Origin of the sequence: Corynebacterium anserum, assembly GCF_014262665.1 — a bacterium.
GTDB classification, from domain to species: Bacteria; Actinomycetota; Actinomycetes; order Mycobacteriales; family Mycobacteriaceae; genus Corynebacterium; species Corynebacterium anserum.
This window is the reverse complement of record NZ_CP046883.1, coordinates 291,577-313,601: the sequence shown is the minus strand read 5'-3', so window position 1 is coordinate 313,601 and position 22,025 is coordinate 291,577. Positions and strand designations below refer to the sequence as shown.

Genomic DNA, 22,025 nt, shown 5'->3' with positions numbered 1-22,025 from the left:
AAAAGCCGGGGAAGCAGAGGCAACCACACAAAACACTGCCAACAGGAGGAAACCGCAGCAAGACTGGAGAGCCTAGAAACCCCGATGTAGTTGGCCGTGGAATTTCACGGAGAATACCCGCAGGCATTCGTGGCACTGCCAGGCATTATCCGTTTCTACATCCGGCCACAAGTTAGCAGAAGTGCAGTAGGGGCAGTTGTTGACTGTAGCTCGTCGCCCATTGACATGCGCCGTCTTTCCGCCGATCGCCTCGTTCACCGGTGGCAAGACATCGTGATCTGGAACGGACATTGGTGCTCAACCTGCCTTATACCAGTAAGTTTTCATCGGCCCGGCTCACCCAGTCACGGAATTGTTCTCCATCAGAGCGATCTTTCTTGAAATTCTGTACAATGCGCACCACATAGTCACCGAGCTCTGTGGAGTAGACGTTATTGCCGCGTACTTTCTTACCGAATTGCGGCCCACAACCAACGGCGCCTCCGAGGTGCACTTGAAAGCCTTCGACTCGTTCGCCCTCGTCGTTGGTGAGGATCTTGCCGGAGAGACCGATGTCTGCCACTTGTGCACGAGCACACGAATTGGGGCAGCCATTGAGGGAGATCTTCAAGGGCACGTCAAGGTCACCGAGGCGTTCTTCCAGCTCGTCGACCAGTTGAATGGCGCGTTGTTTGGTGACCACGTGCGCCAACTTGCAGAATTCCAAACCGGTGCATGAAATGATGTCCCGACGAAACGCGCTGGGGTTAGCGGAAAGGCCGATTTTTTCCAATTCTGACGCCAACTTGTCGGCCTGCGCGCGCTCCAGATCGAGAAACAGCAATTCTTTGTCTGCGGTTGTGCGTAGGCGAGTGACGCCGTACTTATCCGCGAGATCGGCTAGTTCTATGAGCTGTTCACCATCGGTATGCCCGACTGTAGGTTTCACCCCCAGGTAGAATTTGCCATCCCGCTGTTCATAGATCCCAACGTGGTCTCGGTATCCTGTGACAGTTTCCGGCTCGGGACCGTCGGGCAACACATATCCCAGGTAGTCCTCTTCCAACACGTGACGGAATTTCTCTACACCCCACTCAGCGACGAGGAATTTGAGACGCGCGCGATTACGCATGCGCCGGTACCCATAATCACGGAAGATGCGCACCACGTTAAGCCACACATCTGGTACCTGCTCAAGGGAGCACCACACACCGAGGCGTTGAGAAAGCATCGGGTTTGTAGACAGGCCTCCCCCAACCCACACATCGAAACCCGGCCCATGTTCAGGATGCTCGGAGCCTATGAAGGCGAGGTCCTGGATCTCGTGGGTGATGTCCTGCCGCTTGTTTCCGGAAATAGCAGATTTGAATTTCCGCGGTAGGTTGTGCAGCTCTTCACGCGGCAGGATGTCCTTGACGACTGTTTCTATGGCAGGGCTGGCGTCGATGATTTCATCTTTGGCGATCCCAGCCACCGGGGAGCCGAGGACAACGCGCGGCACATCGCCACACCCAAAGTTGGTGTCTAGGCCTACGCTGCCAAGCTTGTCCCAGATCGTCGGAACATCCTCAATCTTGACGTAGTGGAGCTGGAGATTTTGACGGTCTGTGAAGTCCGCGGTGTTGCGAGCGTAGTCACGGGAGACCTCACCTAGGACGCGCAACTGTTTGTTATCCAGCAGGCCTCCATCAATGCGGATGCGCATCATAAAGTATTCGTCTTGCAGTTCCGCATTGGTCAGGGTGGATGTTTTGGTGCCGTCGAGAAATGGTTTGCGCTGAGTGTACATGCCAATCCACTTGAAACGGGGCGCCAAGTCCTCGGGAGGAATGGAGGCAAACCCTTCCTTGGAGTAGATGTCTCGGACACGTTGCATCACACTCAGACCGACGTCTTCTTGCTTGATGCGCTCATCGTCGTTGAGTGGCTCCTTGCCGTCGACCAACCACTGCCCCTGCGGCTTGTTTGCCTTGCGGGTGCGCTTGCGTGGGGTGGAAGTAGTCATCTCTTGTTTTCCTCGGAATCGTTCTCTGGGAGTCATGCCCTAGACAAACCTGTCTATATGTCTGCCCGAAACACTAGACCGATCTGTTCAGAATTTCAAGCAATTTCTTGCAATCTATAGACAACTCTGTCTATAGTGCGGGTCTAGTGACCACTACTCGCACGTAAACGGCTAGTGTGGCAGAGGAACAAAAACACAATTCATGCAAGGAATCAGAAGAATTCATGGCTGAAAACCGTCCGCTCCGAGTTGCCGTCATTGGCTCCGGCCCCGCCGGTATCTACGCATCCGATGCACTCACCAAGTCCGAGATCGACGTAGCAATCGACATCTACGAGCGCATGCCAGCACCATTCGGTCTCATCCGCTATGGCGTGGCTCCCGATCACCCACGTATTAAGGGCATCATCAAATCCCTCCACAAAGTGCTGGACAAGCCACAGATTCGCCTGTTCGGCAACATCAACGTAGGCAAGGACATCACCCTCGAAGAGCTCAAGAAGTACTACGACGCAGTTATCTACGCCACCGGCGCCACCGATGACCGAGACCTCACCATTCCCGGCGGTGAACACACCATCGGCGCCGGCGAGTTCGTCGGCTTCTACGATGCCAACCCCGACTTCGACGCATCATGGAACCTCGAAGCCGAATCCGTCGCCGTCATCGGTGTGGGCAACGTGGGCCTGGACGTCGCCCGCATACTAGCCAAGACGGGCGACGAACTACGCGTCACGGAAATCCCCGACAACGTTTACGACTCTCTCAAGCAGAACAAGGCCAAAGAGGTTCACGTCTTCGGTCGCCGCGGCCCAGCTCAGGCGAAATTCACTCCGCTGGAGCTCAAGGAACTCAACTACTCCGACACGATCGAGATTGTGGTCAACCCTGAGGACATCGATTACGACGAGGGCTCCGAAAACGCCCGCCGTTCCTCCAAGATTCAAGACATGGTCTGCACCCTGCTCGAGCAGTACGCTATTGCCGACCCCAAGGGAGCCCCCCACAAGCTCTACCTACACTTCTTCGAGTCCCCTCACGAGGTGAAAACTGACGAGAACGGCAAGGTCATCGCCCTAGTCACCGAGCGAACTGAACTCACCGGCGATGGATCCGTCAGAGGCACCGGAAAACTCACCGAGTGGCCGGTGGGTGCCGTCTACCGCGCCGTGGGCTACAAATCCGATGAACAAGCCGATCTGCCGTGGGACACTAAGGAAAACGTGCTCCCTAACGTTGGCGGTCGCGTGCTCACCGAAGGGCCTACTGCTGACGGAATCGCAGGTGTTCCAGGCTCAGCTGATCCAGAAGCTGAGAAGCGTGAGCGCCTCGAGGGCGTCTACGCCACTGGCTGGATTCGTCGCGGTCCCGTCGGCCTGATCGGTAACACCAAGGGCGACGCAAACGAAGCCGTTGCGAATCTCCTAGCAGACCACGAAGCTGGGCTGGGCTTTGCCCCTGAGCAGCCAGAACTCGAAGCCGTCGATGCTTTCTTGGAGGACAAGGGACTTAACTACACTACGTGGGCTGGCTGGTACGCCCTGGACAAGGTAGAGCGTGAGCTTGGAGAGGCCGAAGGCCGCGAGCGCAAGAAGGTTCGCGACTGGGAAGATATGGTCAAGTATTCCCGCGAGCAGTAGCTCACGGGTAAACTCTTGGCCTATGAAGTCACCTGACGTTCACCTGACCGGTCGAGCTCTGCTGAACATGGTTCCGCAGCAGGTTCATGCGCTGTACAAACTGCGCGTTGACATTTTCGTCAACGAGCAGCGCGCCCCGTTTGCAGAGATCGACGACACCGACGCCCACCCGAACACGCATCACATCCTGGCGTATGTTCATCCAGGTTCCGGTCCCGACTATCCATTCGGCACCCCTGATCCGGGTAGTCTCATGCGCCTCGTGGGCACCGCTCGCGTATTCGGTCCCCCGGAAGCGCAACACATCGGCCGAGTGTGCGTTGCCCCGGATATGCGTGGGTACGGCGTAGCTCGTCAACTGATGGACGAAGCTCTGGAAGTGTGCAAGGCCCGTGCCGCTGCCTTGGATCCAACAACTCAATCCGCAATCGTGAAGCTAGAGGCACAGACCTACCTCACGAACTTCTATGCCTCCTACGGATTCACGATCGTCGGAGAGGAATTCGAAGTCGAAGGCGTACCTCACGTCGAAATGCACCTGCCACTGCAGTAGCTTCATTTTCTCGTGCATTCCCCCTCGCACTAAGATCCCATGTATGGGAAATTCCTACACTGACCTCCACGAATCTCGCATCCTGCTGTACTACTGCTTTACCCCAATCGCAGACCCAACAGCAGTGATGCTGTGGCAGCGGGCCCTGTGTGAAAAACTAGAGCTTACCGGCCGCATCCTCATCAGTGAGCACGGCATCAATGGCACCGTCGGGGGAACCTTAGCCAACTGCAAGGCTTACACCAAGGCCACTCGCCAATATCCGGGCTTTAAGAAGATGGAATTCAAGTGGTCCCACGGAGGCGCCGAAGATTTCCCGCGCCTGTCCGTCAAAGTTCGGGATGAGATTGTTGCTTTTGGCGCGCCGGGAGAACTCAAAGTCGACGAAAATGGCGTCATCGGCGGAGGTATCCATCTCAAACCACAGCAGGTGAATGACCTCGTTGCCGAAAGAGGTGATGAGGTCGTCTTCTTCGACGGTCGCAACGCCATGGAAGCCGAAATCGGCAAATTCAAAAACGCGGTCGTGCCCGATGTCAACACCACCCACGACTTCATCCGCGAATTGGAGTCCGGCAAGTACGACTGGATGAAGGACAAACCCGTCGTTTCTTATTGCACTGGTGGAATCCGTTGCGAAATCCTCTCCTCCCTCATGAAAAACCGCGGTTTTGAGGAGGTGTACCAAATCGACGGAGGCATAGTCCGCTACGGCGAACAATTTGGCGATGACGGACTGTGGGAAGGCTCCCTCTACGTCTTTGACAAGCGCATGCACATGGAGTTCAGTGACCATTCCAAGCAGCTCGGTCACTGTCACAACTGCGGGGCGGCCACCAATCTATTCCACAATTGCATCAACGAAGCCTGCCGCAAACAGACTCTCCTCTGCGATGAGTGCGCGCACAACCCCGCTACCGCGCACTGCGGCAACCCGGAGTGCATCGAGATCGCCGCAGCTAGCTGCCATTGACCACAACCCGGTTTGCGGCTTCTGCCGCGCGGGCACGAGCTTCGTCCACTGTCTCAGCAGTGGATACAACCACGCCCATACGACGGCGATCATAACTTTCCGGCTTGCCGAACAAGCGCACGTCAGTCTCCGGCACGCTCATGGCCTCGCGCACGCCAGAAAAGCTCACTGGCCCTTCGCTATCCACTCCATAGACCACTGCAGAGGCTCCGGGACTCACCAACGTGGTATCGATCGGCAAACCCAAGATCGCGCGCGCATGCAAGTCAAACTCGCTCAAACGCTGCGAGCCCATCGTCACCATACCCGTATCGTGTGGGCGTGGGCTGACCTCAGAGAAATACACGTCATCCCCCTTCACAAACAGCTCCACCCCGAATACACCGCGACCTCCCAGTGCGCCCGTAATGCGAGCGGCCACACTGCGAGCATTATCCAGAGCTGTTTCACTCATTTCCGCCGGCTGCCAGGACTCCACGTAATCTCCCCGATCCTGGCGATGGCCAATAGGCTCGCAGAACCATGTCGCATCGCGACCAGTCTCAGGGTCGATGGAACGAACCGTAAGCAAAGTGATCTCATAGTCGAATGGGATGAACTGCTCGATGATCACGCGCGCATTACTCACACGCGCGCCAGTTAGCGCGTAATCCCAGGCAGCCTCTAACTCCTCCGGGCCACCCACGTAGCTTTGCCCCTTCCCGGAACTAGACATCACTGGTTTGATCACGCAGGGAAAACCAATTTCCTCCGCCCCGTGCTGCAACTCTTCGAAAGTCGACGCATAGCGATGCGCGGAATTCGGCAACCCCAACTCCTCGTGAGCCAGATTGCGGATGCCCTCGCGGTTCATCGTGAGTCGCGCAGCGCGAGCAGTGGGGATGACCGTTGCCAATTCCTCATCCTCGATACGCTGCAGCTCATCAGTGGCCAGAGCCTCGATCTCCGGGACGATGAAATCCGGACGTACCTTCTCCACCAAAGCTCGCACGGCGGTGGCGTCGGTCATGTCGATGACGTGGGATTCAGAGGCCACGTGATGTGCAGGCGCATCGGCATAGCGATCAGCAGCATGCACCTCCACACCGAGACGTTGAAAAGCGATGGTTACCTCACGACCCAACTCCCCCGAGCCAAGAAGTAGAACCTTCGTCGCATTGTGAGAAAACGGTGTACCTAGCGCTTCAGGTGTGTACATGGATGACCATTTTAGCCGTTGGGCGCGGGATTTCCGCAGTTGATGCGCGCCAATCCCCCCTGCGTAGTCCCCACACCCAACATTACGGCGCTAGTTGCCACGCTCAACATTGCGGCGCCGGGCAGTGAGAATCGCCGACACAGCTTCAACGCAACGCTGCTCCACATCGCCAGGGTTCATATTCTTTTCAAGACAGTTGAAGCCCACAGAGATCACACCGTTGATGAGATCTGCAGTCATACGCGACCCATCTGGATCAATGTGTGTACAGACCTCGAGCAATGCATTTTCGAGGTCGCGGTGCATCCTCCCAATGTCTTCGGCAGTGCTTCCGCTGATGTTCTCTGTAATCCTTATGAGCCACGCGTGGTTGGATTCGGCAGCGATGCGAAGATTTGCGCGGACATAATCGACAAGCGCCTTCTCGGGATTCTCAGCTGATTCGAGGGTGTCCTGCATATCAGCAAACATCCTAGGAAGATGGCGGCTTACGACTAACCCACGCAAGTCATCGATGGAATCGACGTATCGGTAGAGAGAGTTGCGTGCAAGCCCCACCGACTCCGCCACTGCACCTGCGGTGAGTGCTTTCGCCCCGCCTTCTTGTAGGAGTTGCTCGGCGGCGTCGACGATAGCGGTCATTGTTTTCTCGCGACGGCTCATGCACCCATTAAAGCACCTTGCGAACCCCGACTCGCTCACGGAACGCCTCTATTTGCGACACCATGTCTCAGGGTGTTAAATAACAACTATGAGACACCCTGTCGCACAACAGTTCTCCAACAAATGGAGCACACTTGCCATCCTCATGATTGGCGTATCCCTCATCGTCCTAGACTCCACCATCGTCTCGGTCTCGCTACCTACAATCATCGCTAGCCTCGACCTCAATCTCACCGAAGCACAGTGGATCTCCTCCCTTTACTCCGTGGTTTTCGCCGCACTCCTGCTCTTCATGGGAACACTCGGGGACAAGTGGGGTCGCACCACCATCTTCATGCTCGGGCTCGCAGTGTTCGCCGGGGCTTCGCTCCTCGCCGCCGTCTCCACGGGCGCAGCAACACTTATCCTCGCCCGCGGCATTCAAGGAATTGGCGGCGCAATGATCCTGCCTTCGACACTCGCCACAATTAACGCCACATTCCGCGACGACGATCGAACGGCAGCCTTCGGCATCTGGGGAGCCACCATGGCATCAATGGCTGCCGTAGGGCCGCTGCTCGGCGGCTGGCTCACAGAAACTTTCAGCTGGCACTGGATATTTCTCATTAACGTTCCCATCGCGATCATCCTCATTGCCCTGGGTGTCAAGATTTTGCCTCCCAGCCGAGGGCACATCGAAGGCTTCGATCCGATCGGAACTACCCTGTCAGCCGTAGCGCTCGGACTCATCGTCTATGGTCTCATCGAGCATCATTGGTGGTTTTCTTTCGCTGGGCTCATCATCCTGTGTGCATTCATTGGCTACGAACTTCGCCGTCTGCGCTCTCACCGCCCAGCCCTACTCGACGTCTCGCTCTTCCGGCTCCCCTCCTTCAGCCTGGGAAATTTCACAGCTCTCGCGGTATCCATGGGTGAATTTGCAGCACTATTTGCCCTACCGCTCTACCTCGTTTCTGTACTGGAACTTGGCACTATCCACGCGGGTTGGGTATTGGCAACGCTAGCCGCTGGCTCGATTATTTCGGGCGGAGCAGCGCGACACGTTGCAGCCATGTGCGGTCCGGGGCGCACTGTCGTCATTGGTCTCTTCTTGGAAGTCATCGGAATTGGCATCACGGCCATAATTCTCAGCCCCAATTCCTCCCCTCTCCTCATCACACTCATCTTGGCTCTCTATGGAGCGGGAGTAGGTCTCGCCTCAGCTCAACTGGCATCTGTGGTTCTCGCAGACGTTCCCGTCTCCAGTTCAGGCATGGGTTCCGCAACGCAATCCACGTCTCGACAAATCGGGAGCGCACTGGGAATCGCTATGGCCGGAACCGTGCTGGCCACAACGCTGAGTCATCGACTACCTACCGCACTTGAAGAAATTGGGTTGGCTCCCCAACAGGTCACGCTCGTCACCTCCGTCACCAGCGACAGCGCCGGGGCAGCCATTCCCCAGTTAACGGAAAAATTCGGTTCTCAGTTGGGCGCAGTACTTGAGCAGGGATTCTCGGAGGCCTCTGCCATGGTCTTCTATGTGTCTGCCGGCATTCTCGTGGTGGGGTTGGTGGCGTCCATATTCCTCTCCCGTACCGCAGTACACACAGCCGACGCCACTGCAGAATGCACCGAAGCCGACCCTTCGACGCCTCGCAGCTAATCCTTTCGCAACTCGCAACCCGATCCCCGGCATGCAACCAACCACAACCAATCCCCTCCAACATGGGGCTGCAGAGAACGGAAAACTTTTACCATGCAGAAACTAAGCGCCACCTTGCTGGATACACGCGTTGCAACCAGCAATAATGAGGCCATGACAGGCACCGGATCTCATAACCTCTCACCTCTTTGTTCCCGCCGCGGCTTTCTCAAAGGCGTAGCGATAGCTACCGCAGCTACCGCCTCCGGCGCTCTCCTTGCAGCTTGCGCTGGTGAATCCGTCGTTGCTGAAGCTTCCAAGGCAGACATTCCTGTTGGCGGCGCAATCATCATCGATAAGTGGATCATCGCCCAACCAAAGAAAGGCGAGTTCACCGCATACTCCACGTCATGCCCTCATGCGGGTGGAACCATCGACAAGATCGAAGAAGTCAACGGGCAAGCGGTTGCCATTTGCCCTAAGCACAATTCTCATTTCGATCTAGCCACGGGCGACGTCCTTTCCGGTCCCTCGCGCGACCCAATGAAGAGCGCATCGTCGGTCACAGAAAGCGGAGATAAAGTCGAGGTGAAAAGCTAAGACCTGCAGCGTGAGCTGAAGCCACAGAGGAAAAATGCGACTCAACGCTAAATCACCAGGTCACAACGCAACTTCATCGGAAAAACCTCACAGTCACCACCCCTTAGAATCTCCCCAATCAGGGCTAAAAGTAGTCCGAGGAACAAGAACCTCGCCAAAAAATGTCCGCGCATGTAACGCCGCGCCTATAAGCAGCGTTGTGTCAATGTGAAAGCGCTCCACTCAGACGCTTTTCGCTACACCGGCATCTCCGCTGGAACACTCCTCAGCCCATTCACCGACGGGCTGAACACGCCCCGAGCAGCGGCGTACGACACATACACGGCCCTCCCGCTACCCACTCAACAATCGGGAGGGCCTCAGTGGTTTTCCTTTGGGCTTTTCGTTACGTTTTCTGGCTGGTCGTCACAGTTTCCTTAGACTGCTCACGACACCTATTTGACAGACCGAGCTGTCTAGTGTTTGCTGTTTGTTACCGCAACCGATTCGCGTCAACAACTGGTCCACCTTCTGGAGCCCCGGACAAGGTGAGAGGCCACCGACGCGATGTAGCAGGGGAATCAGGTGAGAATCCTGAGCTGTCCCGCAACGGTATGCGCATGGCATTGCCGGGGTCAAAGTCTGCCCATAGGCTTTCTTCCTGCTCAAGCTTCGATCCTGCAACACGCCATGTGTAAGTCCGAATGCCTGCCGGCTGCGATTACACGTAATGCTTTCAACTGACGAGGATCAGAAGAACATGACTTTTCATGCAACTGTCGCCGGGGTGCCCCGTATCGGCCCTGACCGTGAGCTCAAGAAGGCTCTGGAAAACTACTGGCGTGACTCTTCCACCGGCCGCCAGCTCACTTCCACCATCACCAGCCTCACCAACTCCTACACTGACGAGTTACTCTCCGCTGGTCTAGACTCCGCCCCGTTTGCTGGCCGGTCCTTTTACGACGCAATTTTGGACACCACCGCACTTCTCGGCGTATTGCCGGAGCGAGTGAACTCTATTGCTGACCACGATAACGACGGCCTACCGGCATACATCGACCGTTATTTCGCCGCCGCTCGTGGCACAGCGGAACTGCCAGCATCCGCGATGACAAAGTGGTTTGACACGAACTACCACTACATCGTTCCCGAGCTCTCTGCAGACACCACCTTCACCCTGGAAGATCAGGCACTTCTGGAGGACCTCCGCGACCAAATCAAGCGCGCCGGCACCGCCGTTCGCCCCGTGCTCATCGGCCCGCTGACATACCTTTCCTTAGCCCGCACCGTCGATAGCTCCAACGCCATCGACCACCTGGAAGCTCTCTTCGAGGCCTACGCTCGTCTCCTGCCACGGATCGCCGACCGTGGAGCGGAATGGATCCAATTCGATGAGCCATCCCTCGTCACTGAAGTTCCAGCTAGCATCCTCAAACGAGTGCGTTCCGGCTATCAAAAACTCGTTGGTGCGTCCGAACTCAATATTTTAGTTCAGACTTATTTCGAGGATGGCGACCGCGCCATCAAAACCCTCAGCGGCACCGGTGTGAAGGCTTTCGGTGTAGACCTCGTCTACGGAGGAACCGAACTGCCCAGCTGGACGGGTGAAGAACTCCTCGTCGCAGGTGTCGTCGATGGCCGCAACGTGTGGCGCACGGATTTGGACAAGGCGCTAACCACTTTGCGGGCTCTAGAAAAGCGTGGCCCCGTTGCCGTCTCCACCAGCTGTTCCCTCTTGCATGTGCCCTACACCCTGGAGAGGGAGAACCTCGGCGAGGTACAGGCCTGGCTCGCTTTCGGCAAAGAAAAGATTGCCGAAGTCGCGGCACTGTCGAAGGCTCTGCGTGGCGAAGACGTTGCTGATTTCTTCCATGAGTCCCGCGAAGCAATCCAGCACCGCGCCCAATCACCTCTCAGCCACAACGCCCAAGTGCGCGAGCGCACGGCCGCCATCACCGACGACGACCGTCACCGCGACTCCATCTCCACCCGGCAGGCGGCGCAGCAAGAAGCCATCAAACTGCCTCCACTGCCGACCACCACCATCGGGTCTTTCCCACAGACTCAAGAAATCCGTGGGGCTCGGGCGAAGTGGCGTCGCGGAGAAATCGACGACGCCACTTACAAGCAAGCCATGATTGACGAAGTGGCCGACGTCATCGCCCGGCAGGAAGCGCTAGGGCTGGACGTGTTGGTCCACGGTGAACCTGAGCGAAACGACATGGTGCAATACTTCTCCGAGCAGCTGGAAGGTTATCTCTCCACTGACCATGGATGGGTACAAAGCTACGGTTCACGCTGCGTACGCCCGCCGATTATCTACGGTGACGTGCACCGCCCAGCTCCGATGACCGTGGAGTGGTACACCATCGCCCAGAGCTTCACTGATAAGCCAGTCAAAGGCATGCTCACCGGACCAGTCACCATGCTGGCCTGGAGTTTCGTGCGCGACGACCAGCCACTGGGTGAAACTGCCGACCAGGTAGCGCTCGCTCTGCGCGACGAGATTAGCGATCTTATCGACGCCGGTGCGCAGATCATCCAAGTCGATGAGCCGGCTATCCGTGAACTTCTGCCACTCATCGAAGCCAACCAGCCTACCTACCTCGACTGGGCAGTGGGCAGCTTCCGGCTTGCCACGTCGGGTGCGCCAAACGAAGTTCAGATCCACACCCACATGTGCTATTCCGAATTCAACGAGCTGATCGACACTGTATCCAACCTGGACGCAGACGTCACCAGCATTGAGGCTGCACGCAACGGCATGCAAGTACTCGCTGCACTCAAAGATGCCGGTTACGAGCTAGGCGTGGGGCCAGGTGTGTGGGACATCCACTCTCCTCGCGTACCTCAACAAGAAGAGGTGGATCAGCTTCTCCAAAGCGCACTGGATTCTGTGGACCCGCGTCTCTTGTGGGTTAACCCAGATTGCGGTTTGAAGACCCGCGGCTGGGAGGAAACAACCGCTAGCCTTAAGGTGTTGGTGGAAGCGGCACGCAAGGCTCGCGCCTAACACAGCTCCCCGCTGGGGAGTTCTGTTGCGGTACCAGAATGGCTCTGGCTCGCGCCCAGGGCATTTCCCTATGGTTCAGGGCATCTCTCCGTGGGGAATCACGGGGATGCTTTTCTAACGGGCAGTCTAGCCACTGCCTAGGGGCGCTCCCAATTGCGTTCCTCCCTAGGGCGGCGTTCGATTGTGTTTGTCCCTAGGGAGGCGCTCGGTTGCGTTCCTCCCTAGGGAAGGTGCCCAAATTTTTATTTCTTAGAGGCCAAAATATGAGTTCACTCGGCCGGCCACCTCATCCGTGTGGTGGACCATCACGCCGTGGTTATGCCCGTCAAGGATAATCATCTCTCCGCCCATACGCTTCTGCATGTCGTAGATGGCATCCGATCCCACAGCATTATCGTGGGAGAACCCCATGTGCAAAGGCTTAATCGCCAGCTTGTCTCCATTGACAGCAGGGCCGGGCGTTGGCACAGGCCAGCCCATGCATGCCTCGCCGGTGATGAAGCTATTTTCGATGGTGTTGATCGTATCGCCACCAGTCAGAGCTTCCAGTTTCTCCGGGATCAGTCGTTCTGGCTGAACTGGTACGCGGTTCTCATTACACACTATTGAGCGTTCGACCATGGAATAGGTCGCAGCCTGGAGCATGATCTCCTTCATTAGCTCTTCATTATTCTGATCGATCTTCGGCCCCTGAGCATCCGCTGGAGCTTTCCCATCGCGAATATAACGAGCTACAGAATCCCACTTCGAATCGTCATACAACCCGGTGTAATAGGTGTACTGGAACAACGGCGAGCGAATCGTAGCCCCTGGGGAGAGCGTAGCCACGGTATACATCGCAGAGAACAAACGCCACGACGGCGGCATTGCCTGGTTCACAGCCGGGAGTACCACGTCATGGTACTCCGCAATTCCCGGAGGAAGATCACCAATTTGAGCTGGTGGTGGGGCTAACTGAGCTGGTACACCCGTTTCTTGTTGCACTACGCGTGACCAATTGATGTACACCTTCAGCGGAGTATCGCCCAGACCGTAGAATCTAGCAACGAATGGTCGGTGTGCTCTGGGAAAAGCGTGGCATAGGTTGCCATGAGTAGGCCGCCATAGGACACTCCGTAAAGACTGAGCTTGTCCAGTCCCAGTGCCTGACGTGCCACGTCGAGGTCACGAGCTGTATTTTCCGTATTGATTTGGTCTACATACCCAGGCTGCGACCAATTGCACACATCGTGTGCGAGTCCAGCGCCGACGGTCATCGCAAGATTCCCCACAGGGATGTCAGCAACAGAACAGGTCAGAGGATCACCGTAGGCCAAGCCGCGTGGTTCGACGGCAATGAGGTCGTAATTATCCTTAATCTCCTGCGTCATCTTGACGCGGTTCACGCCCTTATCGTCCTTTTGGTTACCCTCGAACATGGGCAGTGCCTCACCACCAGGCCCACCGGGATTGCCGGCGATGGCACCCCGCGGTTTACCACTCTTCGCAGGGATCTTGCTCATGGTGAGTGTGATGGTGCCGGCAGAAGGATTCTTGTAATCCTTTGGCGCTGTAAATGTCGCGCATTGAGCATCAGGTGCTGTCATGGCCCCCACAGGGCAGGGTCCCCACTGCAGCTTGGTGTCTGCCGCGGCCGCAGGCACGGTCACAACGGACAGAGTCAACGCCGCTGCTCCTACAGTGCCTATCACGGTCTTGCCCAGAACAGACTTCTTTACGCTCATAGTCATCGGCTCTTCTTCTTGTGGCTCAACTAGTAAGCCTCAATCTGTGAGACTCGACTAGCGTGTCAGAGGATTCGTATGCCACCTTGATGGCATGCACTGCACATCATTGTTCCATGATGTGCACAGGACTTCAACAGGATAGCCCCTTTTACCTCTTCACAAGAAATGTTGCACCACACATCGTCCTGCGCTGAACGCACTTCTTCGAGTCTTCATCTCGCGCAATGACGAAGGTCGTGCTACCGCTACGACAGTAGTGAAAACAGTTATTATTAGCTATTGATCCCCGCCGCCGGTTACATTCATCAGTCATGGGTCGACATACCACTAGCAAACGCCGCTCTTCTATCAGACGCCACTCCTCTACCAAACATCGCTCTTCCCGGTTTTCCCCTCAGGCCGGCACATCTGCGAGCACGTCGGCCAGCACATCCGCCGCCACATCTGCGAGCCCATCGGCCGGCACATCCACCGCCACATCTGCGAAGACACCTGCAAGCTCCACGCTGCACTGGCCTCATAAACTCCTCATCACCTGGCTTGTTCTCGCAGCGGTTGCCACCGCTATTGGTCTGGGTTTGCTGTGGCCAACGGGCGAGAAACCACACATGTCCGAGGCGTTTCGCACACAATCTGGCCTCAGTTCAGAGCTCATCCGGGCTGATGTTGCCATCATCCAGCCCGGTATGTGCAATTCTCCGTCGCTGGGGCAACCTTTCCAGAGCGCCCCGATCACTGAACCCTTCGCCCCAACAGATTGCACTCACGCGATCATCAATATCAACAGCGGCGAGTTCGCCGGCCAGCGCACGCTTCTCGAGCTGCGCCCCAACATCCCTGGCGAGCCTCATCTTGAGGTTGGCGATCACATCCTGTTGTCCAACAATGGTGTCAACGGCACCACACAGCTCGCGTTCCAGGATTTTGATCGTTCCACTTCAGTGTGGCTGTGGTTGGGAGCAACCCTGGTCCTCATCGCTGTTATTGGAGCATGGAGAGGTATCCGTGCCCTCTTCGGTTTGGCTATCACCATGGCTGCAATTCTCGTATTTCTCCTACCAGGTTTGGCTCAGGGAGGTTCACCGGTCTTATTGGCACTGACGTGCGGTGCTGCCGTCTTGTTCCTTGTCCTCTTCCTGGTTCATGGATTCAGCTGGAAGACTGCGAGCGCGATGGGGGGAACGCTCATCGCTTTGTGTTTCGCCGCCGTATTCTCTTATCTTTCTGTTCGCACCACGGGCATTCGAGGATTAGGGGATGAGTCAAACCTTCATATCCTCGTCTACATGCCTGGCATTAACATCAGTGGTTTGATGCTTGCAGGCATGATCGTCGGCGCCCTTGGTGTCCTCAACGACGTGGCCATCGCCCAGGCGTCGACTGCCAAAGAGCTTCATGAAATTGAGCCCGACGCCACCAAGTGGCACCTTTTCACCAGTGCCATGAAGGTCGGACGGGACCATATTGCGTCGATGGTTTACACTCTCGTGCTGAGCTACACGGGCGTGGCTCTACCGACTCTTTTGCTGCTGAGCCAGTCTGGCCGCCCCCTTGAGCAGATCATCACCTCCGATGTGATGGCTACTGAGATGCTCCGTTCCCTCGTGGGCGCAATGGCTCTGGTTCTAACCGTCCCGATTACCACGGTCATAGCATCTTGGACCGCGACATCCAGCTCTGATTCCTCGCACACAGCTTGAGTCAGATTGTGGGGGCAGATACCTCTCCAAGGAATCCCCCCCAGCCTCCGCGCACAGATTAAGCACCCCCTCGTACACGGGTTGAATATCCCCTGCACAACAACTTCAGCCTCCGCGTGCAGATTAAGCACCCCCTCGTACACGGGTTGAATATCCCCTGCACAACAACTTCAGTCTCAATACATAGATTGAGTACTCACTCATAAAAGTTTCACGAGGTCGGCAACCTTTTCCATTTTGCTTTTTAAACGAAAAAAGATTGCTAGCATCGCTACTCACATATAACGAGCATTCCCTCCCAACGCTTTGCGACTCGGGAGCATTGCCCAACAACACCTTTTATCTACAGCATTAACTGTCGACAGCGTTTAATTCTGCAGCACTAACCATCTCACTGACCGTCTACAGAATGACCTGTCCCCAGTATTAACTTCCGAGAGGTTCCTAGCATGGCTAGCTATCACGAGTCGGCACATAAGGACTCGACAAATACTGAGTCGATCCCAGCGGAAACCGCACACACCCCACAGCACAAGAAGACGGCCCATAAAAATGGGCCATCCGCCCTGAAACGAGTGCTCGTGACTCTTCTCCTCGTTCTCCCAGTCGTCGGCGCTGCAGCCTACATGTGGGCAATGTGGGATCCCAAAACTTACCTCAAAGATATTCCACTCGCTGTGGTCAACGAAGATGTTGGCGTCGGAGAAGGAAAAGACTTCACCAACTACGGCGAACAAATCGCCGACGGCATGCTAGACCTCGACTACCTCAACTTCAACAAAGCCACCGCCGAGGAGGCACACGACAAACTCGAACGCGGCGAATACATGATGGTAGTCACCATCCCCAAGGACTTCTCCACCAAAGCAGCTACCATCATCGACGACCAACCAGTCAAACCGAAAATCAACTTCGACCTCAACGATTTCTACGGCACACAAAGCGGCTTCATCACCGGCTCACTCATTCCCGAACTGCAGGCCAGCGTGTCACAAGCCGTCACAGCCGAATATGCCTCCGAAGTTGTCCACGGCCTCAACGACCTCTCGAAAGGTCTCGGCGACGCCTCCAACGGCGCAAATCAACTCAACGATGGTGCCGGACAACTGCGCGACAGGGGCGCTGAAGCTGTAGATGGCATTGGTCAGCTAAAGGGCGGTTCCACCGAACTGCGTGCCGGCGCAGGCGAACTACACACAGGCGCCGGCCAGTTAGCCAACGGTGCAGGCCAACTCAAAGACGGAGCACTACAACTCTCCAACGGAATGGACGAACTTCGAGCAGGCACAGGCCAACTAGCCGATGGCGCCGGCCAGATCAAAGACGGTGTGAAAGAACTCACCGACATGCTCATCCCACTTCTTTCTACCGCCCAAGGCCCCTCCCAGAACCTTCGTCCAGTCGTCGGTGTGCTGCGCGGCATGGGAATGAATAAAGAAGCCACTGAACTGGAAAGCCTGCTCAACGACCTCAACCCACAGAATCCACAGAATCTCGTCACACAGCTCGGCCAACTGCGTGACGGAACCGCAGAGCTACACCGCAACCTTGCCGATCCCCACTCCGAATACCTCGGCGGTGTCATCCAGCTACAGGACGGTGCCCACCAACTGCGCGATGGCTCCAAAGAACTCTCTGACGGTGCCAACCAGTTATCCAACGGTTCCGGCCAACTCGCCGACGGAACCGTACAGCTGGACGACGGCCTTACCGAACTCAACACCGGCGCCGGCCAACTCAAAGACGGTATGGATCAGCTCAAAGACGGTACTCAGCAGTTGGCCACAGGGCTTGCTGATGGTGTTAAACAAGCACCGAACATCAAGCAGCCAGAAGTTTCCTCGGCTAACATGGCCACGCCCATCGACTTCACCACTGACAACATCAACCCAGTACAGACCGCTATCAGCACCGAAGACCCAACCCTAACCAAACTGACCAGCGGCACATCCATCCTGCTCGTAATTCTTTTCGCTTTCCTCGGTATGGCCATCCTTGCACTGATGCTGCCAGCCGTCCTCCGGCGGAGGAATTCGCGCAGTGTAAACGCTACCGCCCATGCAGAGGACGGTGACCCGGGCGTCCACGCAGGCCACGGTGACCAGGGTCTTCGTGCGGACGGCGGTGACCAAGGTGCCCACGGCGCTGCACACCTTCATACAGACCACGGAACCGCTGCAGGCGTCTTCGGCGGCTATGCCCTGCTATTCGGCGCTAGCCTCGCAGTAATGGCTCTGCTCACGGTCGTTTCCACTTCCCTTGGCTGGAAGCCGGCCAGCTGGGGCCCTGCGCTGATTGTGCTCGCGCTCATCGTTGGTGCCGGCACTGCCGTGTATCAATTCCTACGCACTGCGTTCGGTCACATCACCGGCGGCGCACTGATCATTGCAACTTTCGTACTTGGCCTCTTCGCGTCGGGTGCTGTTTGGCCCGCCGACGCCACTCCCCGCCCACTCAAAATCCTCCATCTCTTGAACCCGATGGGTTACGCCCGCGACGCATTCACTCGCGCCACCTCAGGCATCTATGATGGCCTGTTCATGCGCGGGATTTCGGGGCTGATTGCATTCATCGTCATTGGTGTCCTCGCTAGCGTGGTTGTACACCGCTTCAAAGCCCACCGTGGAGCAGCTGAAACCCCCATCATCTAGGATTTACAGCGAAAACTCCCCGGGGAGAGATTCCCAGAAAAAGAGAGCGCCCCCTAAGGACTTTCCTCCCAGGGCGAGCAACCCGGAAATAGCTCCCCTGGCCTCTTCTCCCCCCCGTTTTTGGTAAACACGGGCTCCTTTTACCGCGCCGATTTGGCAAACACGGGCTCCTTTTCCCGCCCCGTTTTGGCAAACACGGGCTCCTTCCCCCGCGCCGATTTGGCAAACACGGGCTCCTTCCCCTGCGCCGATTTGGCAAACACGGGCTCCTTCCCCCCCCGTGCCGATTTCAGGCTAACCACCTCGCACGTTCTTAGGTGCATCCTCAATGCTGCACTGCTCGTCTCATCCGTTCATACCCCATGAGGAGTCACATATGCGCAGCGAATCACCACAGACCAACTAGCCCAAAGCCTTCTCAAACGTAGTAAACACAGACTCCGCTTCAATGCGCGTCACAATCTCCGCATTCGGCTTCCTACCCCAATAACGGCAATCCCAATCTGCCACCGTCGTACCACGAAGCAACTCCGAATCTGCCTCCACATCCACCGTGGCTTTCTTCTTGTCAACATCCCCACGCAAAATCCACAACTCATCCCTCAACAACACCTGTGCAGCGGCAAGATCGTGAATCTGTGCCTGATAACCCACCCCCACGCTTTCATGGAACTCGAAATAGAAGCGGGTGGCGTCGAGAAGAAGATCGGCAAGCTCAGCCTGAGCAAGAGACAAACCACGCAAGACCTGCTGCAAACGCTGCGGAGTAAGCAACACCCTCTCCGTAGAATTAAGCGGACAAATAGTCAACAAAGGCGAAGACACAGGCCAATTCGCCAAAACATGCTTAAGCGCATGCGGATCAACCCACGCATTCCACTCCGCTGTCGGAGTCGTATTACCTGGATAAGTAAACGCACCAGTCATCAGTGTGACATGCGTATTCTCCAGAAGGCGCGGCGCATGATCCAAAACATAAGCAAGATTCGTAGCCGGCCCCGCGACCAACACATGCGTAGGTTCAGCGGCTCGCCAAGCCTCCAAAAAACTACGCCCCGCATCCGGCTCATCCTCAGGAATATGATCGGCCCAATACCCCAGACCACCTGGGCCATGAGTCTCCGGCGTAGTCGTAAGAGGACAAACCCGCGGACGAGGAAGACCGGGAATAGCACGAGCACGAGAGCCAGTCATACGCAAAACAGCATTGGAATTGCGAGCAGCATTAGTCACCGTGGTGTTGCCTGCAGAAGTAGTAACCGTAAGTTCAATCTTCCCCTTCGCATGTAAACACCCAAGCCAAGCAAGGGCAAGGGCATCGTCAATACCGGTGTCAACGTCTGCAATAACACGGGGGAGAGTCATGCTGCCAGATTAGCCGGGGTGAAAGGAGCACGTGGGAAGCCACGGCGGAGGGGAAGCACACTTCTGCGAGGGGCAGCCTGTCACGCTCGCCTCTCCCGCACTCCGCTGCAACCTCCCCCTCCCCCGCACAATCCGCTCCAACCTCCCCCCTCCCCCGCACAAATACCGCGCTTAATCCAGAAGAACCAGACAAAGCCCCAGGTCGAAAAATTCTGCAGCAAGAAAAACGCGGTATTTGCGCATTTTCCGCTGCCTTTGACTATGCGACAGTCCCTTCCGATCCACAGACTCTCAAAACATCACCCGCAAATGCGCGCCCATTGCCCAAACCCTTCCCAATTCAGTAGAAACGTGCAAGACTAATCAACTGTAAACAGGGGCTGGGAAAACACCAGAAAAATCGGGGGATTGGAATGAACAGGGTTGGGGGACCACTGGTTTCAACGATGGGGCTCACCCCCGCACAACGTAGGGTGCTGTACCGCGAACATCACGCAGGGAAGTTGGAAAAACTCTTTCCGGGAGTCTTCGTCAATCGCGAAGCATTAGGCAGCTACACTGCACACTTTGCCAATGACTCAGAGCTGCATTACCAGCTGATTGTTCATGCGGCTGCCGCTTCCCAACCCAAAGGGGTACTCGCTGGCCGCTCCGCAGCTTGTCTGCGTGGTTTGGCGCGCCCCTCCTCCTCTTATAAATTTTCTCACCCTGGGAGCATCGACATCGGCTTCCACTATGACAGTCAAGCTTTCACTCGGCATACCGCTGATCTGCCTATTCACCGGCGGCGTCTTTCTAGAGATGTCCTGAGCCGTACGGAACTCCTCCCCACTGTTTTTTGGGGAATTGCGTGTCACGAGTGTGGAGGACACATGTATGCAATTGGCGCAATGGTATTCGGTTGAAGAGGGATGCGTCGGAGCTGAAAGTGCTTTACGCCATATGCCGGCTGATACTTACGCAACCACTTTCGGTGCGCACCTGGTGAGCCGTAAGCATGGGGCGCGGTCAGCTCGGCAGATGTTGAATCTCATTACACCGTGGTCGGAAAGTCCGATGGAAAGCGAGCTCAAGGTTCGTATGTGGGAGGCTGGGCTGCCCGCTCCGTACCAGCAGGTGATGATCCATCGCCCTTCGGGTCGTTTTGTGGGGCGTGTAGATTTTCTGTTTGCGTGTGGTGTGGTTGTTGAGTACGACGGCAGGGAGAAGTATCGCCACGGAGCTTTCGGACGTGACACGTATCGCGCGGATGTGGAAATGGCTAAAGAGTTGTCAAGGCATAAAGCGATTGCATCGTTGGGGTATGAAATCATACGGATCGACCGGAATAGTTATCGGCCGGGTCGCCGAGATGATGGCTGGTTGGAGGATATTGCGCACAGAGTGGAATGGATGCGGGCACATCCTGGGAAGATCACGGATGCTCATTGGTTGGCCAAGGGAAAGGCATGGCGGGAGAAGGGAGATGTGGGATGGTTAAGTTGTTAGGCAATCGAGGCTGATTCAGGTCAGCTACGTATCCCTTAGTCTTCAGAATTTTCGGAGGATTCCATGACGGGTTGGTTGTTTTCATCCCTCTTGATCGGGAGTTCGAGGGGGATGTTTAGCCCTAGTTGGTCGCCTTGCACAGCGCTAAGTGGTAGAAATTTCCCGTCTTTGTACCAGAACATGAAGGGGCTCAGGGGCTGTTCACCATTTTGGGTAGCTTGCATTGCTACCTGAGACATGGTCACTAGGTCTTGGGCATTGCAGTCTTGTTGAACGGGGTAGACCATGACGGAGTTGGTCCATGGCATAGCGATCACATGTCCGTGGCCGTGATCTGGGATTTCCATCATGCTCAGCAGACTGTTCATATCGGTGGCGAGGACTGCGCCGAATGGGCTGCCAGTGGTGAGCATTTGGATCTCTGTCCCTTCTACTCCCATGACGGTGAATTTCTTTTCACACTCGATCCGTGTTGATTCTCGGGCGACGTGGAAGATGTTTGGGGCTTGCTCAAATTGTCCCATAAATGGGTCAGAATCCAACGGTCCAGGTATTTCTTTGTCTTTCATCAGGTGGTATTCGCCGTTGCGCTGAGCTGCTAGGTAGCACCACATGCCTGGTAGGAATTCTTTTGCATAGGTGTACTCGGACATGTCTGCTTGTTGGCCGACCAGTGCGGCAAACATTGCTTCACCGACACCGTTGCGGATGACGGTCGTTGGATTGTCTTCTCCTGCGGGGGTGTGACCGGTGCTTGCGGTATCGTGATCATTTTTCTTCCCGAACAGTCCAAACATGTTTCTACGGTACCGTCGTTGGAATCATTTGGTGTGGTATTTGACTAGCGGGATGCTTGGCTAGCGGGGA

The 22,025-nt window shown here is 56.2% G+C and carries 18 protein-coding genes and 1 riboswitch; of the genes, 10 read left to right on the top strand and 8 right to left on the bottom strand.

The genetic code is table 11. From position 1 onward, the window contains the following. Positions 1-72: 72 nt before the first annotated feature. Together GP473_RS01200 and GP473_RS01195 are read right to left on the bottom strand one after the other, a co-directional pair. Entirely contained in the window at positions 73-291 is a 219-nt protein-coding gene (locus tag GP473_RS01200; protein ID WP_185769519.1) for a hypothetical protein, read from the bottom strand. Positions 292-307: 16 nt separating this feature from the next. Next, positions 308-1,984, bottom strand: coding sequence for a nitrite/sulfite reductase (locus tag GP473_RS01195; RefSeq protein ID WP_185769520.1), 1,677 nt, complete (start codon positions 1,982-1,984; stop codon positions 308-310). A 224-nt stretch (positions 1,985-2,208) separates the two neighbouring features. Here GP473_RS01195 and GP473_RS01190 point away from each other — a divergent pair, with 224 nt between their 5' ends. Genes GP473_RS01190 through trhO form a run of 3 tightly spaced genes read left to right on the top strand, consistent with a single transcriptional unit; the run spans position 2,209 to position 5,150 of the window. Continuing rightward, the gene (locus GP473_RS01190; protein ID WP_185769521.1) at positions 2,209-3,624 is read left to right on the top strand and encodes an FAD-dependent oxidoreductase; all 1,416 of its coding nucleotides are present in this window, start codon (positions 2,209-2,211) and stop codon (positions 3,622-3,624) included. Between the two features lie 22 nt (positions 3,625-3,646). Continuing rightward, positions 3,647-4,177, top strand: coding sequence for a GNAT family N-acetyltransferase (locus GP473_RS01185; RefSeq protein ID WP_186277009.1), 531 nt, complete (start codon positions 3,647-3,649; stop codon positions 4,175-4,177). A gap of 43 nt (positions 4,178-4,220) precedes the next feature. Beyond that, positions 4,221-5,150 (top strand): oxygen-dependent tRNA uridine(34) hydroxylase TrhO, encoded by a 930-nt coding sequence (gene trhO / locus GP473_RS01180; RefSeq protein WP_186277008.1) that lies wholly within the window; start codon positions 4,221-4,223, stop codon positions 5,148-5,150. Here the strand turns inward: trhO and purT are convergent. Both purT and GP473_RS01170 read right to left on the bottom strand, forming a co-directional pair. Then, the gene (gene purT, locus GP473_RS01175; RefSeq protein WP_185769524.1) at positions 5,137-6,348 is read right to left on the bottom strand and encodes a formate-dependent phosphoribosylglycinamide formyltransferase; all 1,212 of its coding nucleotides are present in this window, start codon (positions 6,346-6,348) and stop codon (positions 5,137-5,139) included. The two genes, trhO and purT, sit on opposite strands and share 14 nt — an antisense overlap. Positions 6,349-6,438: 90 nt before the next feature. Continuing rightward, positions 6,439-7,011 (bottom strand): TetR/AcrR family transcriptional regulator, encoded by a 573-nt coding sequence (locus GP473_RS01170; RefSeq protein ID WP_185769525.1) that lies wholly within the window; start codon positions 7,009-7,011, stop codon positions 6,439-6,441. 88 nt (positions 7,012-7,099) lie between these two features. Here GP473_RS01170 and GP473_RS01165 point away from each other — a divergent pair, with 88 nt between their 5' ends. From GP473_RS01165 to metE, 3 genes are all read left to right on the top strand, one after another. Then, the gene (locus tag GP473_RS01165) at positions 7,100-8,656 is read left to right on the top strand and encodes an MFS transporter (RefSeq protein WP_186277007.1); all 1,557 of its coding nucleotides are present in this window, start codon (positions 7,100-7,102) and stop codon (positions 8,654-8,656) included. Between the two features lie 93 nt (positions 8,657-8,749). Continuing rightward, a complete protein-coding gene (locus GP473_RS01160; protein ID WP_343061456.1) occupies positions 8,750-9,235 on the top strand; it encodes a Rieske (2Fe-2S) protein in 486 nt (161 codons plus the stop codon). 506 nt (positions 9,236-9,741) lie between these two features. Then, positions 9,742-9,944: riboswitch (cobalamin riboswitch) on the top strand. A gap of 30 nt (positions 9,945-9,974) precedes the next feature. Next, entirely contained in the window at positions 9,975-12,227 is a 2,253-nt protein-coding gene (metE, locus tag GP473_RS01155; protein WP_186277006.1) for a 5-methyltetrahydropteroyltriglutamate--homocysteine S-methyltransferase, read from the top strand. Positions 12,228-12,476: 249 nt separating this feature from the next. Here the strand turns inward: metE and GP473_RS01150 are convergent, their stop codons facing one another. Next, the gene (locus GP473_RS01150; protein ID WP_186277005.1) at positions 12,477-13,211 is read right to left on the bottom strand and encodes an alpha/beta hydrolase; all 735 of its coding nucleotides are present in this window, start codon (positions 13,209-13,211) and stop codon (positions 12,477-12,479) included. Between the two features lie 26 nt (positions 13,212-13,237). After that, positions 13,238-13,957, bottom strand: a complete 720-nt coding sequence (locus tag GP473_RS01145) for an alpha/beta fold hydrolase (protein WP_186277004.1) — start codon at positions 13,955-13,957, stop codon at positions 13,238-13,240. A 605-nt stretch (positions 13,958-14,562) separates the two neighbouring features. Here GP473_RS01145 and GP473_RS01140 point away from each other — a divergent pair. Together GP473_RS01140 and GP473_RS01135 are read left to right on the top strand one after the other, a co-directional pair. Further along, the gene (locus GP473_RS01140) at positions 14,563-15,654 is read left to right on the top strand and encodes a YibE/F family protein (RefSeq protein ID WP_186277003.1); all 1,092 of its coding nucleotides are present in this window, start codon (positions 14,563-14,565) and stop codon (positions 15,652-15,654) included. Positions 15,655-16,103: 449 nt separating this feature from the next. Next, the gene (locus tag GP473_RS01135; protein ID WP_186277002.1) at positions 16,104-18,305 is read left to right on the top strand and encodes a YhgE/Pip domain-containing protein; all 2,202 of its coding nucleotides are present in this window, start codon (positions 16,104-16,106) and stop codon (positions 18,303-18,305) included. A 402-nt stretch (positions 18,306-18,707) separates the two neighbouring features. Here the strand turns inward: GP473_RS01135 and GP473_RS01130 are convergent, their stop codons facing one another. After that, positions 18,708-19,670 (bottom strand): nucleoside hydrolase, encoded by a 963-nt coding sequence (locus GP473_RS01130; protein ID WP_186277001.1) that lies wholly within the window; start codon positions 19,668-19,670, stop codon positions 18,708-18,710. A 413-nt stretch (positions 19,671-20,083) separates the two neighbouring features. Here GP473_RS01130 and GP473_RS01125 point away from each other — a divergent pair, with 413 nt between their 5' ends. Both GP473_RS01125 and GP473_RS01120 read left to right on the top strand, forming a co-directional pair. Further along, the gene (locus tag GP473_RS01125) at positions 20,084-20,575 is read left to right on the top strand and encodes a hypothetical protein (RefSeq protein ID WP_186277000.1); all 492 of its coding nucleotides are present in this window, start codon (positions 20,084-20,086) and stop codon (positions 20,573-20,575) included. After that, positions 20,547-21,158, top strand: coding sequence for a hypothetical protein (locus GP473_RS01120; RefSeq protein WP_186276999.1), 612 nt, complete (start codon positions 20,547-20,549; stop codon positions 21,156-21,158). Before GP473_RS01125 ends, GP473_RS01120 begins: the two co-directional genes overlap by 29 nt. A 35-nt stretch (positions 21,159-21,193) precedes the next feature. Here GP473_RS01120 and GP473_RS01115 read toward each other — a convergent pair whose 3' ends face one another. Continuing rightward, positions 21,194-21,955 (bottom strand): hypothetical protein, encoded by a 762-nt coding sequence (locus tag GP473_RS01115; protein WP_186276998.1) that lies wholly within the window; start codon positions 21,953-21,955, stop codon positions 21,194-21,196. Positions 21,956-22,025: the final 70 nt, after the last annotated feature.

Bases quoted from the DNA above. Each gene is read 5' to 3' on its own strand.
- GP473_RS01200 (WP_185769519.1), bottom strand. From the start codon at position 291: ATGTCCGTTCCAGATCACGATGTCTTGCCACCGGTGAACGAGGCGATC.
- GP473_RS01195 (WP_185769520.1), bottom strand. From the start codon at position 1,984: ATGACTACTTCCACCCCACGCAAGCGCACCCGCAAGGCAAACAAGCCG.
- GP473_RS01190 (WP_185769521.1), top strand. From the start codon at position 2,209: ATGGCTGAAAACCGTCCGCTCCGAGTTGCCGTCATTGGCTCCGGCCCC.
- GP473_RS01185 (WP_186277009.1), top strand. From the start codon at position 3,647: ATGAAGTCACCTGACGTTCACCTGACCGGTCGAGCTCTGCTGAACATG.
- trhO (WP_186277008.1), top strand. From the start codon at position 4,221: ATGGGAAATTCCTACACTGACCTCCACGAATCTCGCATCCTGCTGTAC.
- purT (WP_185769524.1), bottom strand. From the start codon at position 6,348: ATGTACACACCTGAAGCGCTAGGTACACCGTTTTCTCACAATGCGACG.
- GP473_RS01170 (WP_185769525.1), bottom strand. From the start codon at position 7,011: ATGAGCCGTCGCGAGAAAACAATGACCGCTATCGTCGACGCCGCCGAG.
- GP473_RS01165 (WP_186277007.1), top strand. From the start codon at position 7,100: ATGAGACACCCTGTCGCACAACAGTTCTCCAACAAATGGAGCACACTT.
- GP473_RS01160 (WP_343061456.1), top strand. From the start codon at position 8,750: ATGCAGAAACTAAGCGCCACCTTGCTGGATACACGCGTTGCAACCAGC.
- metE (WP_186277006.1), top strand. From the start codon at position 9,975: ATGACTTTTCATGCAACTGTCGCCGGGGTGCCCCGTATCGGCCCTGAC.
- GP473_RS01145 (WP_186277004.1), bottom strand. From the start codon at position 13,957: ATGACTATGAGCGTAAAGAAGTCTGTTCTGGGCAAGACCGTGATAGGC.
- GP473_RS01140 (WP_186277003.1), top strand. From the start codon at position 14,563: ATGTCCGAGGCGTTTCGCACACAATCTGGCCTCAGTTCAGAGCTCATC.
- GP473_RS01135 (WP_186277002.1), top strand. From the start codon at position 16,104: ATGGCTAGCTATCACGAGTCGGCACATAAGGACTCGACAAATACTGAG.
- GP473_RS01130 (WP_186277001.1), bottom strand. From the start codon at position 19,670: ATGACTCTCCCCCGTGTTATTGCAGACGTTGACACCGGTATTGACGAT.
- GP473_RS01125 (WP_186277000.1), top strand. From the start codon at position 20,084: ATGAACAGGGTTGGGGGACCACTGGTTTCAACGATGGGGCTCACCCCC.
- GP473_RS01120 (WP_186276999.1), top strand. From the start codon at position 20,547: ATGCAATTGGCGCAATGGTATTCGGTTGAAGAGGGATGCGTCGGAGCT.
- GP473_RS01115 (WP_186276998.1), bottom strand. From the start codon at position 21,955: ATGTTTGGACTGTTCGGGAAGAAAAATGATCACGATACCGCAAGCACC.